Here is a 16,437-nt window from a genome sequence, read left to right as displayed (position 1 = left end):
GAGAAGAAGGACCGCGTGGAGGACGCGCTCCACGCCACCCGCGCGGCGGTGGAGGAGGGCATCGTTCCCGGCGGCGGCGTCGCGCTGCTGCGCGCCAAGGCGGCGGCCGAGGGCATCACGAGCGACAACCCGGACGTGCAGGCCGGCATCAAGATCGTCCTGAAGTCCCTCGAGGCCCCGATCCGCCAGATCGCGCAGAACTCGGGCGTCGAGGGCTCGATCGTGGTGGGGAACATCCTGGCCAATTCCTCGGCGACCTACGGCTTCGACGCCCAGACCGAGGAGTACGTCGACCTGATCCAGGCCGGCATCGTCGACCCGGCCAAGGTCGTGCGGGCGGCGCTCCAGGGGGCGGCCTCCGTCGCCGGCCTGCTCGTCACCACCGAGGCGATGGTGGCGGAGAACCCGAAGAAGGAATCCGCGGCCATGCCGGGCGGCGGCGGCGGCATGGGCGGCATGGGCGGCATGGACTTCTGATCCGGCCTCGACGGCACGGTGCGGGGACGGCCGGAGCGCCGTCTTCCGCACCGCGGCGGGCCCGCGCCGGCTCGGGGCCGCGCGCCGGACGGACGCCCGGCGGTTCCCCGTCCGCGATGGGCCGACCGCGCGGCGCCAGGGTGGACGCGACCCGTCGCGACAGCCCGCGATTGTCCTGCGGGAGGCGGCGGAACCACGCTAGAGTGACGTTCGACATCGAACGCAGCAGCAGGAATCCAATGACGGACCGCTCGATCGAACTGGACGAGCGGCGCGGGATGGCCGCTCAGAAGGCGACGGACCTTCGCCGGAAGGACGCCGAGGTCGAGGCGCAGCACGCCTCGCTCGCGGCGCGGCAGCAGGAACTCGAGACCCATCTGTTCGCGGCCGCGGCCGCGACCTGGCCGGAGGCCGCCGCGAAGGCCCGCTACCTCCTCGAGCGCTTCACCGCCTCGCTGGCGTGCGAGGATCCCCGTCTCCAGAGCCTGGTCTCGGCGGTGCTCGCGGATTTCGCCCATCTGTCCGATCCGGCGCGCCGCGAGGGCCCGGCGGACGGAACGGCAGCGCGCAAGCCCGCCGCCCGCAAGCGGCCCCCGCGCGGCAGCCCCGGCTGAGGGGCTGTCGCGAGCGCCGGCGCCAGCCCCGGGGCGAGGGCTCGCGGATCCAGGCCCCGCCCGCACCGGACCTGCCCGCAATGCGGACCCGCGGGGCCGAGACCTGCCAGACCGTGACGACCTCCGGCACCCGCGCTGCGACCGATCCCGCCAGGACCGGCCGCAGCCTGCCCCGCTCGGCGTGAGAGGATTCCGGAGGATCGCGACCGGATCGGGTCGCCGGAATCGGGCCTCGTCCTGGTTTCACTGGTGGGCCCGGTGCGCCTGCATCAGAGCGTCGAGCCTTTCCTGGCCTTCTCCTGCCTGACCAGTTCTTCGAGGAGCTTGTGGGCGAGGGCGGCGTGCTGTGATTTCTCGATCGTGACGGACTTCTTCCCGTACGAGGTGGTCACCGTCATGATATTCCGGTCGACCTTGTAGGTTCCGGAATACGTCCTTCCGTCCATTTTGCAGTGAATTGACTGGCCCGACATGGGAGATCCTCCCGAAGCACAGGAATTTTCGGCACCCGATGCGCAATCATGATGACTCGCTTCGCGGGTTCAGTCATCCTGGAAAGAGAACAGGCGCAGCGGCTCGGGAGTATCACGATGTTTCGCGTCGCGACCGACAATCAACCCGTGAAAACCTTGGCCGTACAGGCGACCCGGGCGACTGCCGCCACGCTGATCGCGACGTTCGGCGAGGCTGCACTCGACGAGGCGCGCGCGCGGGCCCGCTCCGCGCGGGCGAGAGGTGACCGGACGGAAGGGCTGATGTGGTCCCAGATCGCCTTCAGGATCCGGCGGGCCATCGCCGACGAGGCGCCTGCTCTCCGCGCGTAGACCGCGCCGGGGACGTTCCCGGGGCCCGGCCGCCGGCTCGGCGAACGGGCGCGCCGCGACGGCGCGTGCGCCTTCGGCCCGCGACGCGCCGTGCCGCATGAAGGCGCGCCGCCTGGACCCGTGCCCGACCGGATCGGCGCACCGGAGACCCGGTCGCGGCGTCGGCGCGCCGGCGGAACCGGTCGCGGCTGCCCGGCATGGATAGGGGCGGGAGGCCCGCGCGCCGCGTCACGACGCCGTGCTCCCGGCGCCGCACGGGCGACCCTATCTCCTCTTCGCGCAGCCAGCGGGTGACGGGCATGATCACAACGGCACATCTCGCCGCCAGGGCGCTCGGCGACCATCTCGCCGCGGAGTTGCAGGGCACGTTCGGGGCGACGCAGGCGCCGCTCGCCGAGACCGTCAGCTCGGTGGCCTGCCTCGCGCTCGAGTGCCTGGCGAACTCGGACGCGCTCTACCACGACCTGGAGCACACCCTGCTGGTGACCCAGGTCGGCCTCGAGATCCTGCGCGGGCGAACGCTGCTCGAGCCGGTGGGGCCGAGCGACTGGGCGCACCTCCTGGTCGCCTGCCTGATGCACGACATCGGCTACGTGCGGGGCATCCTGAAGGGCGATTCCGCCGTCGACGGCTACGTGATCGACGGCGACGGGGGGCGGCTGGTCCTGCCCCGGGGCGCCTCGGACGCCGCGCTCACCCCGCATCACGTCGAGCGCTCCAAGCTGTTCGTGGCGGCCCGCCTCGGCCAGTCCGACCTTCTCGATGCCGGCCGGATCATCCAGGCGATCGAGCACACCCGCTTCCCCGCCCGGGACGAGGGCGGTCCCCTCTCGGACGAGGCGCGCCTCGTGCGCGCCGCCGACCTGATCGGACAGATGGGCGACCCGCTCTACCTGCGCAAAGCCAACGCGCTCTTCCACGAGTTCGAGGAGGTGGGAACGAACGCGACCCTCGGCTACACCTCGGCCACCGATCTCGTGGAGCATTATCCGGAGTTCTTCTGGAACAGCGTGTCGTCGCACCTCGACGGGGCGCTGAAGTACCTCGAGGTGACGGTGAGCGGCCGCCAGTGGATCGCCGGGCTCGAGGCGAACGTTTTCCGGGCCGAGCGCACGAACGGGGTCGGGCCCAGGCGCCCGGCCGTCCGCTGCCAGCCCTGACCGGCCGGGCGACGCGCCGGCCGCGGCCGCGGCGGCGCCGGTCCGCGATGGCTCGGCCCGTCCACCCGTGCGACCATGCCGGCCGGCGGATCGCGGCGACGTCGCCGGGTCCGCGCCGTTCCCCGGGGCGAGGCGCGCGATGGTCCCTACTCACGGCCGGTTCGTCTGGTTCGAGCTGATCACGCGCGACGCGGCGGCGGCGGCGGCCTTCTACGGCGATGTCGTGGGCTGGGGCGTGCGGGATGCCTCCGGGCCGGGCATGCCCTACCGGCTCCTGACCGTGGGCGAGACCTCGGTCTGCGGGATCATGGAACTCGCCCCCGGGGGGGCCACGGAGGCGGGGCCGAGCTGGATCGGGTACGTGGGCGACGTCGACGTCGACGCGGCGGCCCGCAGGGCGGTCGGGCTCGGGGGCTCGCTGCACATCGGCCCGATGCAGGTGCCGGGCGTGAGCCGCTTCGCGGTGATCGCCGATCCGCAGGCGGCCCGGCTCGGGCTGTTCCGCTGGCTGATGCCCCGCCCGGAGGAGGGGGGCCTAGCCGACCGCCTGGGCCATGTCGGCTGGTCCGAGCTCCTCGCGGCGGACGGGCGCGCCGCCCTGGCGTTCTACCGCGCCCTCTTCGGCTGGGACGAGGCCGCGGGCGAGGCGGCCGGCAACGACCGGGTCCTCGCGTCGGGCGGGCGGGTCATCGGCGGCGTCGTCACGAAGCCCGCGAGCGTGCCGGCCCCGTTCTGGCTCCACTACTTCGTCGTCCCGGACATCGCCCGGGCGGCCGAGCGCGTGACGGCCGGCGGCGGCTGGATCCTCGAAGGTCCGCTGGAAGGTCCCGGCGGCGCCTGGATCCTGCACGGCGTCGACCCGCAGGGCGCCCTGTTCGCCCTCCTCGGGCGCGGGAGCGCCCGGACAGTCGGGGCGAGATGGGCGGCGGACTGGCCGGGACGCCCGTCCGGGGGCCGGGTCCTGGTCACCCGGATCGGGCCGCGGACCCCGGCCGCGCCCGAGGCGCCGCCGGAGGGCCCGCCGGAGCCGGACGGCTGAGCCCCGCGGGGGCGCGGCCGCCCGCCTCAGGGTGCGTCCTCCTCGAGGTCGAGCCCGCGCCCGAGCGCGAACTGGCCGACGGCGCCCTCGACGTGGTGCGGCAGGCCCGTCATCCGGGCGAACAGCTCGATGTTGGCGCTGCCGATGGCGCAGCCGCCGAGCCCCATCTCCGTCGCGACGAGGTACAGCGTCTGCGTGAGGGCGCCGACGTTCTTCAGAATCAGCTCGTAGGCGACGGCGCTGTACTTCCACGACACCCGGCCGAAGCGCGCCGCGATGGTGATCAGGACCTGGGGCGCGCCGGGCACGCCCATCGCGTAGGCGGCGGCCCCGAGCAGCGCGCCGACGTCCTGCGGGCGCGCGTCGAGGCGCGTCAGGGCGTGGCGCTCCGCGTCGTAGTGGTAGTAGCCGGGCGCGAGCCCGTCGCAGCGGCGGACCGCGAGGTAGAGCTCGAGCTCGTAGCTTCCCCCGGCCGACGGATAGGGTCGCGCCGTGTAGGTCGCGGTCGGGCCGTCCTCCCCGTCGCCGAGCGGGCTGGACCAGGTCGCCTGGATCCGGGCGGCGCCGTCGAGGAAGCGCGCGAGCTCGGCCCGGGTGAGCGGCGCCCCGTCGTCGTAGTCGCGGGTCGAGCGGCGCTCGCGCAGGAGCGCCGTCACGGGGGGCAGGATCGCGCCGGGGGATGACGCCGGCACGTCCAGGTCGATCGCCGGTCCGGGCCAGCCGGGGCGGATCGCCGGCAGGGGGTCGATCACGCCGACGTAGGGGTAGCGGCCCCCCAGGGGGTTGGCGTGGCGGCCCTCCGTGCTGCGGGCGTGGAAGAGGAGGTCGTGGAAGTCCCACAGGACCAGGCCCTCGTCGCCCTCCGTCGCCCGCAGGCCCTCGTCGCCCGCCCGCCCGAGCCGCAGCAGGATGCCGCCGTCGAGGAGGAGCGCCAGGAACGCCAGGTCCGGGAAGCCGTCCCGGCGCCGGAGCGCGGCGACCGGCCGGGGCACGCAGAGGGTCGCGAGCAGGGCCGCCGCCGCCGGGTCGGCGAGCCGGAACAGGGCGCCGGAGCGCGGCGATTCGAGAACCGTCTCGCTCGCGCGCCGCCGCATGTAGGCGAACCGCGACAGGACCAGGGTATCGCCGTCGGCGAGATCCGGCAGCCGCGGCCAGTAATCCGGGACCTGCGGCTCGACCACGACCGCGTCGCCGCCGCCGGCGCCGGGAAGGCCGTACTCGACGAGGCCGCGCCGGGCGAGGCTCCGGACGAGGCGCAGCACCTCGCGGTCGCGGCCGTCGGCCCCCGCGCCCAGGGTGTCGACCGGCAGGCCGGTCGCGAGCGCCCGGGCGGCGGGCGCGACGCCGGCCTCGAACGGCCCGAGGCTGACCGTCTGGTGGGCGAGGCGGACCAGGATCTCGCCGCCCGCGCCCGTGTCGAGGGCCGCGTGCGGGCTGAGCCGGACCGACACGGTGGCGGGCGGCTCTCCCGGCGCGTCCGCGGTCGGGGAGGCTTGCATGCCGGCTTCCCTCTCAGGTCGGGGGGAACAGCGGGTTGAGGTCGGCCTCGGGCACCGGCCGGTCGAGCCAGCCGAGCGCCAGCGGGACGTCGTAGAGCCGGCCGGGGCCGAAGCGCCGGTAGAAGTGCCGCATCCCGGGGACGATCACCTTGACCACCGGCACGTCGATGTCCGGCCGGGTCTGGTCGAGGACGAGGAAGTCGAGGCCGAGGCGCGCCGTCAGGTCCACGCAGGCGCGGACCTGGTCGCGGCGGTCGAGGCGCGCGAAGCCCGGGCGGAAATCCGCCGTGAGCCGCGGCGCGCCCTCGGGCACGAAGTAGGGGTTGCTCGCGAGGCGCCAGCCCGCCGCGCCGTCGTGGCCCGGATCGACGCCGTTGCGGCGCGCCATGAGCCCGATCGAGAAGAACTGGTTGAGCTCGGTGATGGCGCGCAGGGCGGCGATCCGCGTGTCGAAATGGGCGCCCGAGCCGAACTCGACGTACTCCTCCCCGTTCTCCGTCCACTGCGAGATCGCCACGAAGGTCGGGATGCCGAGGTCGGTGGTGACGTCGAGCACCCACAGCCGGCGCCCGGCCTCGGCGAGCTGGGCGCGCAGGTCGCGGATGTAGGAATCGTCGAGGGCGTCGAGGTCGAGGGGCGGCCGCCGCACCCGGTTGTACCACCAGATCGCGTAGGCATCCCGCTCGACGAGTTCGAGGAACCCCTGCACGATGGCTTCCTCGAGCGTGTTGCCGGCCGCGCAGCCGTTGGAGTCCGCGCTCGTCTGCTCGTGGCCCTGGCCCCGGCAGAAATAGTACAGGAAGCTCGTCGGCAGGTACTTGAACCTCTCGTCCCGCAGGGACCAGACCGGCGACCATTCCATGTCGGCAGAGGGGTCGAAGGGGGCCGGGGCGTCGGATCCGTGGTCGTGAGGGCCCGCCGGGCCCTGGCGGTACTGCGCCTCGCTGAACAGCATGACGTCGTTCGGGGCGACCGCCTCGCCGGGCGCGAAGTCGGCGAAGCGCCGGGTCGCCCGGATCTCGTCGCCCTGGAAGATCCCGGAATAGCGCTCGATCGCCTCCATGAGGGCGCTGGCCTGCGCCTGCTCGGACGTGCTTCCCTTGCCGTAGCTGTCGCCGCCGAGCCCGGCCTTGAGGGCCTGGACGGTCTCGGGACGCGGCGAGAAGTTGTGGCGCGCGACGTAGCTCGTGTTCAGCGACAGGTCGGCTTCCATGGGCTCCAGGCGGGAGACGACGCCCGTGAGCGGGCTCACGTGCTTGCGGTAGCGCGCGAGGGTGGCCCCGGGGGAGAGGGCGCGGTAGCCGCCGCTCGTCAGCACGAGCGTGCCGCCGGCCTTGAGCGCGAGCGGGACCGGCGCGCGGTGGGGGTCCCGCCGTTCCGGGCGGCCGCAGGCCGGACATTGAGGCCGCGCCGCCACGAAGTGGCGCGCGATCGTCGACCCCGTCAGGTCGAGGCTGACGATGTGATCGCGCAGGTCCGTGCGGAACTCGGTGGCGATCGCCTTGGCGATCTCGAGGGCCGCGAAGGCCGCGGCGCCGTGCCCGAGCGTGCCACGGGCCAGGGGCGACAGCACCACGGGGCGGGCGTGGCGGCGCTCCAGGAACGCCTTGATCTCGCGGTTCCACCGCATGCGGTCGGCAAGGCAGGTCCAGCACGCGCCCCGACCGGGCGTGAAGACCGGACCGACGAGCGGCGCGATCCCGGAGGGCTGGACGATCAGCCACGGCGCGCCCGCGGCCAGGTGCCGGCCGTTCTCCTGCGCGAGCCGCGCCTCGAGGTAGTCGCTCACCAGCACGAGCGTGAGGTCGGCCGCGCGCCTGACCACGCGCACGCCGAGGGCGCCCAGGGCCGCCGCGAGGTCGTCGGCGCCCTCCACGTCGAGCGCGCGGATCCGCACCCGGCAGTTCCGGAGGTTCCACTCCGCGGCGCCCGGCGGCAGGCCGAGGCTCGCCCAGTAGGCGGCCGCGGGATCCGCGCGTGCGGGGACGCCGGCCGCGCCGGCGAGCCGGACGAAGCGGCGCTCGACCAGGCGCCTGAGCGCCTCGGTGACGGCCGCGACCGGGAAGTCGGGCTCGAGCGCGTCGAAGATCGCCTTGAAGCTCCGCCCGGCCGCGAGCAGCGGCGCGAGCGCGACGTAGAGCTCGCCTTCCAGGAAGAACTTGCGATGGTCCGAGTAGAGGCAGACGACGTTCGGCGGCAGCACGTAGACGGAGAAGTTCGGTGCGAAGGACGGGATCTCGCGACCGTCACGCCGAACCGCAGCGCCGCCCCGATCGGCCGTCATCCCGAGATCGCCCGCCGTGCCATCGCGGACATTCCGGTGGGTTCGCGTGCCGCGCCGTCCCGCACCGGGAGGGACGGCGCGCGCAGGCGCGCCGGCCTCGGACCGCGCGACGGACGGATGGTCCCGACGGGGCGCCTCACGGGGCGGTCGCGACGCCGCCCGCGCCGGGCCCCGCGCCCCGCGGCACCGGAGGGGATCCGGAGACGGGGCGCGCCGCGCGGCGGACGCGTGCAGAGGTGAGCCGGTCCGACGGGATCGGCCGATCCCGCGGAACCGGGCGACGCTCTAGCAACGGCAGCCGCCGCAGCCGCCGCACCCGCACCCGCCGCAGCGGCAACCCCGGCAGCCGCGACATCCCCGGCAGCCGCGGCATCCCCGGCAGCCTCTCCAGACGTAGTAGGCGGGCTGCACGTTGCCCTGCAGCGTGTCGGTCGCTTCCTTGTCGAAGACGAAGAACGTCGCGAGGCTGACGTCGCTGACTTCCTCCTCGTGGAGCCCGAGCGCGATCTCGGGCCGGGGCGGGTTGTCTTGCGCTTGCGCTGCGGCATCCGTCGCAGGCGTCCCGACGGCGGCGGACGCACCGCCGGCCATCGACAATGTCAAGCCGACGATGCCCGCTGCCGGCACCACGTCGCTCGGACGCTTACCCTTCGAATTGCGCGACACGGTTCCCTCCGCTGGTGGAGCCTGGGTCCGATCAGTCCTACGCGTTCCAACCCGGCGCAGTCACGCCGGGGGTTGTAGCATAACGGTCTCCGAAACAGCGTCAATATAGGAGGCATGATGCGGGTCGAACGCTCGCCGAAATGCTAAGAAATTGATGGAGTTGGTCTTGGAGCATTGTGTCCGGGCCGTGTCTTGCAGGCGGAGCGGTCAAGCGGGGTGCCGAGGCGCTGCCTCGCGCGCCGGCTCGGCCTTCGCCCCCCGGGTGCCGGCGGCCCTCGCGCGTGGGCTCGGCGCTTGCTGGAGGCCGCTGCGAGGACTATTCCTGGCCGGCTCGAAGCGCTGCGCCGGGACGGCGCGAGGCCGGGCGCGCCGCGACGCAGAGGACCCCGTTTTCGTCGCGAGGGCCGGTGGCCCCCGCCGCCGCGGGGCCGGATCGGCGACCGGGGAGGAGGCGGACCATGGGTGTCGGGATCGCGTCGGAGCGTCGGCTGCTCTCGGAGGACGAGTTGCAGCAGGTCAGGCTCAGCCACTACCCGGATCTCGGCGGCCTCGACGGCGAGGCGACGCTGTCCCTGGCGCGGTGGCTGCGCGAGCAGCGCGACCGCATCCGCGACATCGTCGCGGCCCGCAGGCGGGCGCGCCGCGGCAAGGCCGCGACCGGCGGGATCGAGGCGCCCGGGTCCAGCGAACGGGGCCTGGCGGCCAAGAAGCAGGTCTTCGCCCGCGCCCTCAGGCGCGTGAACGCGCGGCTCGACCGCGCCCGCGCGGCGAAGCGGCGCGAGGCGGCGCGCGCGAATCTCGGCGACGCCCTCAGGCGCAAGGGCGCGGGCCGCCGGCACCATCCCGCGCCGGGGCGCACCCCGCGGCACGGCATGCACCCCGCCGACAGCGCCAGGCGCGTCGCCGGGATCGAGCCGGGCCAGGTCGGCCGCGTCTCGCAATCCGTCAAGGACGCCCAGGCGCGCCGCGACGGCTGAGCGGTGCGGGCGCGGCGGCTCCGGGCGCCCGGGACTCCGCCACCCAACCGTGTCCGCGTTGCAACACGGCTGGCGTAAAAGCAGCCTCGCGACCAGGACGTGTCGCTGCCTCGCTTGCGACTTCGGCCCGTCCACCCTCTCGTCGCCGTCAGATCCGCGAAGGACTGTGATCGAACAGGGAGGATGCGATGGAGATGTTGCTGCTCGTGACGGCGTTGCTGTTGATGGCGGGTGCATTGCCGCTCTTCCACGGCTATCGGCCCGTGGCCGGCCAGACCCCGGCTCCCCGCATCCAGAGACGGGGCCGGCCGATCCGCCGGGACGCGCCGGCGGCGAGCCGGTGAGGCGCGCGGCCGGTGCATCCCGCCGGGCAGGAGGGGCCGCGCGCCGGCCGGAAGGGCTAACAACTCGATTCCGTCGGCGCCTGCTCTAGCTGACGGGTGGCAGGCGAGGCCGAGCCTCGCGCGGAGACACCCCATGAGAGCCATGATCGCGGCGGCCCTGCTGGGAACGGTCGGAGCCGCCTTCGCCGCCGACGCCTATGCCCAGGGATCGAACGAGGTGCCGATCCAGCGCGACCTCCAGCGCGAGCGCCGCCTCGAGCGCAGGCTCGGGCGCGACCGGCCGCCGCCCGTCGACCCGAACGTCAGCCCCGACAACCCGGACGGGGTCGTGGGCTTCGACGGGCCCCCGGGCATCTTCGACGACGACATCGAGGACAGCGGCCCCATGGCGCCGGGATCGCCCGCCGACATCGACGACGATTAGGCCCGCCGGCGGGTCCGGGCGGGGCTTTTCCGTCGAGGCGCTCCCGGCGATCGAGGGCGATCGCTCGCGGCGACCCACGCCGAGGCCTGCCGCACGCGGGCGGCACGACCGGCCCCGGGCCTCGGCGCGCACCGGGAGGCGCACAGGTCCTCGATCGGTTGCATGACCCGAGCCGCCCGGGGAACCTCTCGAACGGTCCGGAACGATCGTGCGCCGGACGGCGTCTCCCGAAGGAGTCCGGTGGTGCGCGCCTCAGGTCCGCTTGCCGTTCGCCCGGGCAGGGCCGTGATCGCGTTGCAGCATGCGCGCCTCGATCCAGGCGGCCTCGCGCCGCAGCAGGTGCATCAGTTCCCGCTGACGCTCCTCGCCCATCCGGCTGTCGATCGCCGCGATGGAGAGCGCGCCGATCGGCCGCCCGTCCTGGCCGCGGATGGCGACGCCGATGCCCCACGAGCCCGGGAGCAGCATCCCGGGGTTCAGGGCGTAGCCCTGCGCGCGCGTCTCGCGCACGAGGGCGCCCAGGACCGCGCCGGCGTAGCTCGGGTAGCGCTCGTCGAGGATGTCGGCATTGGCGGTGAGGACCTCCTCGACCTCGGCGTCCGGGAGGGCCGCGAGGAGCGCCAGGCTGCCGGCGCCGACGCCCAGGGGGTGGCGGTCGCCGGCCTGCAGGGCGTGGACCCGGATCGGGTAGGCGCCCTCCTCGCGATGCAGGCAGATCGCGTAGACGTCGCGCGCCACCGACAGGAAGGCCGTGTCGCCGGTCGCCTCGCTCAGGCGCACGAGGGCGCGCAGCGACACCGGGTGGAGCCCGAAGCGCACGCTCGCGAGCGTGCCCAGCACGTAGATCTCGGGGCCGAGGTGGTAGCGCCGCGTCTCGGCATCCTGGTCGAGGAGACCCGCGCGGACGAGGGCGTTGAGCATCCGGTGCACGGTCGGCTTCGTCAGGTCGGTCTCGGCCACGAGGTCCGCCAGGCGCGCCCCCGAGGGGCCGGCGCGCCCGACGAGGATCAGGAGCGTCGCCGCCCGGTCGAGGCTCTGCGCCCCACCGGCACTGACGTCGGCAGTCGCCTGGACGGCCTTCCGGGCCGAGGCGGAGCGAGAATGTTCCATATCATGGACCAGGTTTGTGCGCGCCGGATCGAGCCGGCGCCTTGCACCCGCCGATCCGGCTCAAAGCTCGGCCGCAAACGGCTGTTGACAGTCCGGGACGATCGCGTATCAATCGATCGTCGAACCAGTGAGGTCCATATAATGGACCAACCGGATCGGGAACGCAAGGGTCCCGCGGGGCTCGTGCCGGGAGGGCTGCCCATGATGTTGTCTCGCCGCAATCTGCTCGCCGCCGGTTCGTCGGCCCTCGCCGGAGGGCTGATCGGCGCGCCGCGGGTCGCCCGCGCCCAGGCTGCCGAGTTCAGCTACAAGTACGCCAACAACCTGCCCGACACGCATCCGATGAACCTGCGGGCGCGCGAGATGGCGGCCGCCATCAAGGCGGAGACCAACGGCAGGTTCGAGCTCCAGATCTTCCCGACGAGCCAGCTCGGGTCCGACACCGACACGCTGAGCCAGGTGCGGGCCGGCGGCGTCGAGTTCTTCACGCTCTCGCCCCTGATCCTGTCGACCCTGGTGCCGGCCGCCTCGATCAGCGGCATGGGCTTCGTGTTTCCGGATTACGACGCGGTCTGGAAGGCGATGGACGGCGCCCTCGGGGCGCATGTCCGCCAGCAGATCGCCAAGGCCAACCTCGTCGCCATGGACAGGATTTGGGACAACGGCTTTCGCCAGACGACCTCGTCGTCGAGGCAGATCGCGACGCCCGACGACCTGCGCGGCTTCAAGATCCGGGTGCCGCCCTCGCCGCTCTGGACCTCGATGTACAAGGCCTTCGAGGCCGCGCCGACCTCGATCAACTTCAACGAAGTCTACTCCTCGTTGCAGACGAAGATCGTCGACGGCCAGGAGAACCCCCTGGCGATCATCAGCACCGCGAAGCTGAACGAGGTGCAGAAGTACTGCTCCCTGACCAACCACATGTGGGACGGGTTCTGGTTCCTCGCGAACCGGCGCGCCTGGGAGCGGCTGCCGCAGGATGTCCGGGCGGTCGTCGCCCGGCACATCGACGCCGCCGGGCTGAAGGAGCGGGAGGACGTCGCCCGGCTCAACGCCAGCCTCCAGACCGACCTCTCCGCCAAGGGCCTGATCGTGAACCAGCCCGATCCGACCCTGTTCCGCGACAAGCTGCGCAAGGCGGGGTTCTACACCGAGTGGAAGGGGCGCTACGGCGAGGAGGCCTGGGCCGTCCTCGAGAAGACCACCGGCAAGCTGGTGTGACGACGATGGCCCGGCCGCGGACGCGCCGCGGCCGGGGCCTTCATCCCGGCGCCGCCGGCGCCCGCGGCGGGGACGCGTCACCCATCCTCACCGCCTCGACAGGAGATCTCAGATGACACGCGCCTGCATCGTGGGCTGGGCCCACACCCCCTTCGGCAAGCTCGAGGATCCGGACGTCGAGAGCCTGATGGCGCGCGTCTCGGGCGAGGCCCTCGCCCACGCGGGCGTCGGGACCGACCAGGTCGACGGGATCTACGTCGGGGTGATGAACAACGGCTTCTCCAAGCAGGGCTTCGAGGCGGCCCAGGTCGCCCTGCACCAGCCCGGCCTCGTCCACGTCCCGGCGACCCACCTCGAGAACGCCTGCGCCACCGGATCGGCCGCGCTCTACACCGCCCTCGACTTCGTGGAGAGCGGCCGGGGCCGTATCGCCCTCGTGATCGGCGCCGAGAAGATGACGGCCAAGCCCGTCGTCGAGACCAGCGACATCCTGCTCAGCGCCTCCTACCGCAAGGAGGAGGGCGACATCGACGGCGGCTTTGCCGGCGTGTTCGGGCGCATCGCCGCCGCCTACTTCCAGAAGTACGGCGACCGCAGCGAGGAACTGGCCCGCATCGCCGCCAAGAACCACCGCAACGGCGTCGCCAATCCCTACGCGCAGATGCGCCGGGATTTCGGCTTCGAGTTCTGCAACCTCGTCTCGGACAAGAACCCCTACGTCGCCGCGCCCCTGCGGCGCACCGACTGCTCGCTGATCTCGGACGGCGCGGCCGCCCTCGTGGTCGCGGACGCCGAGACGGCCGAGACCCTGGAGCGCGCCATCGGGTTCCGCACCCGCCAGCACGTCAACGACCACCTGCCGCTGTCGCGGCGCGACCCGACGGCGTTCGAGGGCGCGCGCTTCGCCTGGGACAAGGCCCGCGCCGCGGCCGGGATCTCCCTTGACGACCTCGACTTCGTCGAGACCCACGACTGCTTCACGGTGGCCGAGCTGATCGAGTACGAGGCGATGGGCCTCGCCGCCCCCGGCCAGGGCTACCGCGTCGTGCGCGAGGGCCTCGCCGAGATGGGCGGCCGGCTGCCGGTCAATCCCTCGGGCGGCCTCAAGTCCAAGGGCCACCCGGTCGGCGCGACCGGCGTGTCCCAGCACGTCATGGCCTGCCTGCAGCTCATGAACGAGGCCGGCGCCATGCAGGTCGAGGGCGCGGCCCTGGCCGGCGTCTTCAACATGGGGGGCGCCGCCGTCACCAACTACGTCTCGATCCTGGAGCGGCGGCGATGACGCCGGCCGCTCCCGCCCCGAAGGGCGGCGTCGCGCCGTCCTCCCGGCGGGTGATGAACCTCTCGCACGTGCTGCGCCAGGCGGCCCGCCGCCACCGCGACGAGATCGGCCTCGTCTGGGGCGAGCGGACCTGGACCTGGGCCGAGCTCGACCGGCGCGTCGACGCGATGGCGGCGGCCCTCGCGGCGCGCGGGGTGACGCCGGGCGACCGCGTGCTGGTGCAGGCGAAGAACTGCAACCAGCTCTTCGAGTCGATGTTCGTCTGCTTCCGCCTCGGCGCCGTCTGGGTGCCGACGAACTTCCGGCAGACGCCCGGCGAGGTCGCCTATCTCGGGCAGGCGAGCGGCGCCTCGGTGATGATCTGCCACAGCGACTTCCCCGACCACGTCGCCGCCGCCCGCGCGGCGGCGCCGGCGATCCGCCTCGTGATCGCCATCGGCCCCGCCGGCTTCGGCGAGGAGTACGATGCGCTCGTGGCCGCGCATGCGGGGCAGGCGGCGCCCACGGCGCCGGTCGCCTACGACGACCCGTGCTGGTTCTTCTTCACCTCGGGCACCACCGGGCGCCCCAAGGCCGCGGTGCTGACGCATGGCCAGATGGCCTTCGTGATCACCAACCACCTCTGCGACTTGATGCCCGGCACCACCCACCGCGACGCCTCCCTGGTGGTGGCGCCCCTGTCGCACGGCGCCGGCATCCACCAGCTCGCGCAGGTCGCCCGCGCGGTGAAGACGGTGCTGCTGACGGGCGACCGCTTCGACGGCGAGGAGGCCTGGGCCCTCGTCGCGCGCTGGCGCGTCACCAACATGTTCACGGTTCCCACCATCGTGAAGATGCTGACCGAGCACCCCGCCGTCGACCGTCACGACCACGCCTCGCTGCGCCACGTCATCTATGCCGGCGCGCCGATGTACCGCGAGGACCAGAAGCACGCGCTGCGCAAGCTCGGCAAGGTCCTGGTCCAGTACTTCGGGCTCGGCGAGGTCACCGGCAACATCACGGTGCTGCCGGCCCACCTGCACGAACTCGAGGACGGGCCCGGCATCCGGGCCGGCACCTGCGGCTACGAGCGCACCGGGATGCAGGTCCAGATCCAGGACGCGGACGGGCGCGAGGTCGGGCCCGGCGAGACCGGCGAGATCTGCGTCTGCGGCCCGGCGGTGTTCGCCGGCTACTACGACAACCCGGAGGCGAACGCGAAGTCGTTCCGGGACGGCTGGTTCCGCACCGGCGACCTCGGCCACCTCGACGCGGAGGGCTACCTGTTCATCACCGGCCGCGCCTCGGACATGTACATCTCGGGCGGCTCGAACGTCTATCCGCGCGAGACCGAGGAGAAGATGCTGAAGCACCCGGCGGTGGCCGAGGTCGCGATCCTGGGCGTGCCCGACCGGACCTGGGGCGAGGTCGGCGTCGCCGTCTGCGTCCTGCGGCCCGGGCAGGCCCTGAACGAGCGCGAGGTGCTGGCGTGGCTCGAGGACCAGGTCTCCCGCTACAAGCTCCCCAAGCGGGTGTTCTTCTTCGACGAATTGCCGAAATCCGGCTACGGCAAGATCACCAAGAAGGCCGTCCGGGCCGAGCTCGAGGCCCGCGGCTGCCTGCCCCTCGAGCGACCGGCCCAGGTCTCGGCCTGACCCGGCCCGCCGCGGCGGCACGGGCGCTGCCGGACCGGAGGGCCTGACCCGGATCACACATGCGGAGGAAACCGTGACCCACCAGCAGACGGTGCTGATCACCGGAGGTGCCTCGGGCATCGGCCTCGCCATCGTCGCGGCGGTGCTCGCCGAGGGCTGGCGGGCGGTCGTGGCGGATCTCGACGAGCGGAGCCTGGACCGGGCCCGGGAGACCTTCGGCCACCACGCCGCGCTGCGCTTCGAGGCCCTGAACGTCGCCGACGAGGCGGCCGTCGCGCGGTCGGTCGCGACCTGCGCGGCCGAGTTCGGGCCCCTCACCGGGGTCGTCAACTCGGCCGGGATCGGGGCCGTGGTGCCGACCCTCGAGACCGGCACGGAGCTCTTCCGCAAGGTCCTGGAGGTCAACCTCATCGGCAGCTTCGTGGTCTCGCGCGAGGCCGCCCGGCACATGCGGACGTACGGCGGCGGCGCGATCCTCAACATCGCGTCGGTCTCGGGCATCATGGGCAACGAGGGGCGCACCGCCTACGGCGCCTCGAAGGGCGGGATGATCACCATGACGCGGATCATGGCGGTCGAGCTCGCTCCGCTCGGCATCCGGGTCAACGCGATCGCGCCGGGCCCGATCGAGACGCCCATGGCGCGGGAGATGCACTCGCAGGAGACCCGCGACGCCTGGTTGTCGACGGTGCCCCAGCGGCGCTACGGGACCGCGGACGAGATCGCCGCCGCGGCGGTGTTCCTGCTCGATTCGCGCAAGTCCAGCTTCGTCACCGGGCAGACGCTCTGCGTCGACGGCGGCTTCACCATCGGGGGCCTCATCGGCGCGGCGGCCTCCGCGACGACACCTTGAGGGAGACGTCCATGGCACGCGCGCACGCC

Annotated in this window: 17 protein-coding genes; 12 read left to right on the top strand and 5 right to left on the bottom strand. The window is 73.3% G+C overall.

Going from position 1 to position 16,437, the window contains the following annotated elements; all coding sequences use genetic code 11:
• Together DT057_RS19385 and DT057_RS19380 are read left to right on the top strand one after the other, a co-directional pair.
• On the top strand, positions 1–477 hold a 477-nt coding region (locus tag DT057_RS19385; protein ID WP_276469425.1), incomplete at its 5' end, for a TCP-1/cpn60 chaperonin family protein.
• A gap of 203 nt (positions 478–680) precedes the next feature.
• Positions 681–1,091 carry a hypothetical protein gene (locus DT057_RS19380; RefSeq protein ID WP_407068089.1) on the top strand — a complete coding sequence of 137 codons (411 nt, stop codon included), beginning with the start codon at positions 681–683 and terminating at the stop codon, positions 1,089–1,091.
• Between the two features lie 269 nt (positions 1,092–1,360).
• On the opposite strand, the gene DT057_RS37255 is transcribed toward DT057_RS19380, so the two are convergent.
• Positions 1,361–1,489, bottom strand: coding sequence for a hypothetical protein (locus tag DT057_RS37255; RefSeq protein ID WP_276469424.1), 129 nt, complete (start codon positions 1,487–1,489; stop codon positions 1,361–1,363).
• A 123-nt stretch (positions 1,490–1,612) separates the two neighbouring features.
• On the opposite strand from DT057_RS37255, the gene DT057_RS19370 reads away from it, so the two are divergent.
• The 3 genes from DT057_RS19370 (at position 1,613) to DT057_RS19360 (ending at position 4,114) form a co-directional block, all read left to right on the top strand.
• Positions 1,613–1,915, top strand: coding sequence for a hypothetical protein (locus DT057_RS19370; RefSeq protein WP_128563741.1), 303 nt, complete (start codon positions 1,613–1,615; stop codon positions 1,913–1,915).
• A gap of 299 nt (positions 1,916–2,214) precedes the next feature.
• Positions 2,215–3,075: an HD domain-containing protein gene (locus DT057_RS19365; RefSeq protein ID WP_128563740.1), complete on the top strand. Its 861-nt coding sequence runs from the start codon at positions 2,215–2,217 to the stop codon at positions 3,073–3,075.
• Positions 3,076–3,214: 139 nt separating this feature from the next.
• Entirely contained in the window at positions 3,215–4,114 is a 900-nt protein-coding gene (locus DT057_RS19360) for a VOC family protein (protein ID WP_128563739.1), read from the top strand.
• Between the two features lie 26 nt (positions 4,115–4,140).
• Here DT057_RS19360 and DT057_RS19355 read toward each other — a convergent pair whose 3' ends face one another.
• The 3 genes from DT057_RS19355 to DT057_RS35540 form a co-directional block, all read right to left on the bottom strand.
• Entirely contained in the window at positions 4,141–5,613 is a 1,473-nt protein-coding gene (locus tag DT057_RS19355; RefSeq protein ID WP_128563738.1) for a SagB/ThcOx family dehydrogenase, read from the bottom strand.
• A 13-nt stretch (positions 5,614–5,626) separates the two neighbouring features.
• Complete coding sequence (locus tag DT057_RS19350) at positions 5,627–7,897, bottom strand: TOMM precursor leader peptide-binding protein (RefSeq protein ID WP_128563737.1); 2,271 nt, start codon at positions 7,895–7,897, stop codon at positions 5,627–5,629.
• A gap of 285 nt (positions 7,898–8,182) precedes the next feature.
• The gene (locus DT057_RS35540; protein WP_162501450.1) at positions 8,183–8,563 is read right to left on the bottom strand and encodes a hypothetical protein; all 381 of its coding nucleotides are present in this window, start codon (positions 8,561–8,563) and stop codon (positions 8,183–8,185) included.
• Positions 8,564–9,021: 458 nt separating this feature from the next.
• Here DT057_RS35540 and DT057_RS19340 point away from each other — a divergent pair, with 458 nt between their 5' ends.
• The 3 genes from DT057_RS19340 to DT057_RS19335 all read left to right on the top strand — a co-directional run bounded on the left by DT057_RS19340 (position 9,022) and on the right by DT057_RS19335 (position 10,308).
• Positions 9,022–9,540, top strand: a complete 519-nt coding sequence (locus DT057_RS19340) for a hypothetical protein (RefSeq protein WP_128563736.1) — start codon at positions 9,022–9,024, stop codon at positions 9,538–9,540.
• Between the two features lie 188 nt (positions 9,541–9,728).
• Positions 9,729–9,884 carry a hypothetical protein gene (locus DT057_RS36185; protein WP_203236325.1) on the top strand — a complete coding sequence of 52 codons (156 nt, stop codon included), beginning with the start codon at positions 9,729–9,731 and terminating at the stop codon, positions 9,882–9,884.
• A gap of 133 nt (positions 9,885–10,017) precedes the next feature.
• Positions 10,018–10,308 carry a hypothetical protein gene (locus DT057_RS19335; protein WP_128563735.1) on the top strand — a complete coding sequence of 97 codons (291 nt, stop codon included), beginning with the start codon at positions 10,018–10,020 and terminating at the stop codon, positions 10,306–10,308.
• Between the two features lie 252 nt (positions 10,309–10,560).
• Here DT057_RS19335 and DT057_RS19330 read toward each other — a convergent pair whose 3' ends face one another.
• Entirely contained in the window at positions 10,561–11,418 is an 858-nt protein-coding gene (locus DT057_RS19330; protein ID WP_128563734.1) for an IclR family transcriptional regulator, read from the bottom strand.
• 201 nt (positions 11,419–11,619) lie between these two features.
• Between DT057_RS19330 and DT057_RS19325 the strand changes: the two genes are divergently transcribed.
• The 4 genes from DT057_RS19325 (at position 11,620) to DT057_RS19310 (ending at position 16,408) form a co-directional block, all read left to right on the top strand.
• Positions 11,620–12,639, top strand: coding sequence for a TRAP transporter substrate-binding protein (locus tag DT057_RS19325; protein ID WP_128563733.1), 1,020 nt, complete (start codon positions 11,620–11,622; stop codon positions 12,637–12,639).
• A 112-nt stretch (positions 12,640–12,751) separates the two neighbouring features.
• Positions 12,752–13,921, top strand: a complete 1,170-nt coding sequence (locus DT057_RS19320) for an acetyl-CoA acetyltransferase (protein ID WP_128563732.1) — start codon at positions 12,752–12,754, stop codon at positions 13,919–13,921.
• On the top strand, positions 13,918–15,555 hold the full coding sequence (locus tag DT057_RS19315) for an acyl-CoA synthetase (RefSeq protein ID WP_128563731.1): 1,638 nt from the start codon (positions 13,918–13,920) through the stop codon (positions 15,553–15,555). The genes DT057_RS19320 and DT057_RS19315 overlap by 4 nt, the downstream gene beginning before the upstream one ends.
• Positions 15,556–15,628: 73 nt before the next feature.
• Positions 15,629–16,408 (top strand): SDR family NAD(P)-dependent oxidoreductase, encoded by a 780-nt coding sequence (locus DT057_RS19310; RefSeq protein ID WP_128563730.1) that lies wholly within the window; start codon positions 15,629–15,631, stop codon positions 16,406–16,408.
• Positions 16,409–16,437: the final 29 nt, after the last annotated feature.

The sequence above is a fragment of the Methylobacterium crusticola genome, assembly GCF_003574465.1.
GTDB lineage: Bacteria > Pseudomonadota > Alphaproteobacteria > Rhizobiales > Beijerinckiaceae > Methylobacterium > Methylobacterium crusticola.
This window is presented reverse-complemented; position numbering and strand designations above follow the sequence as displayed.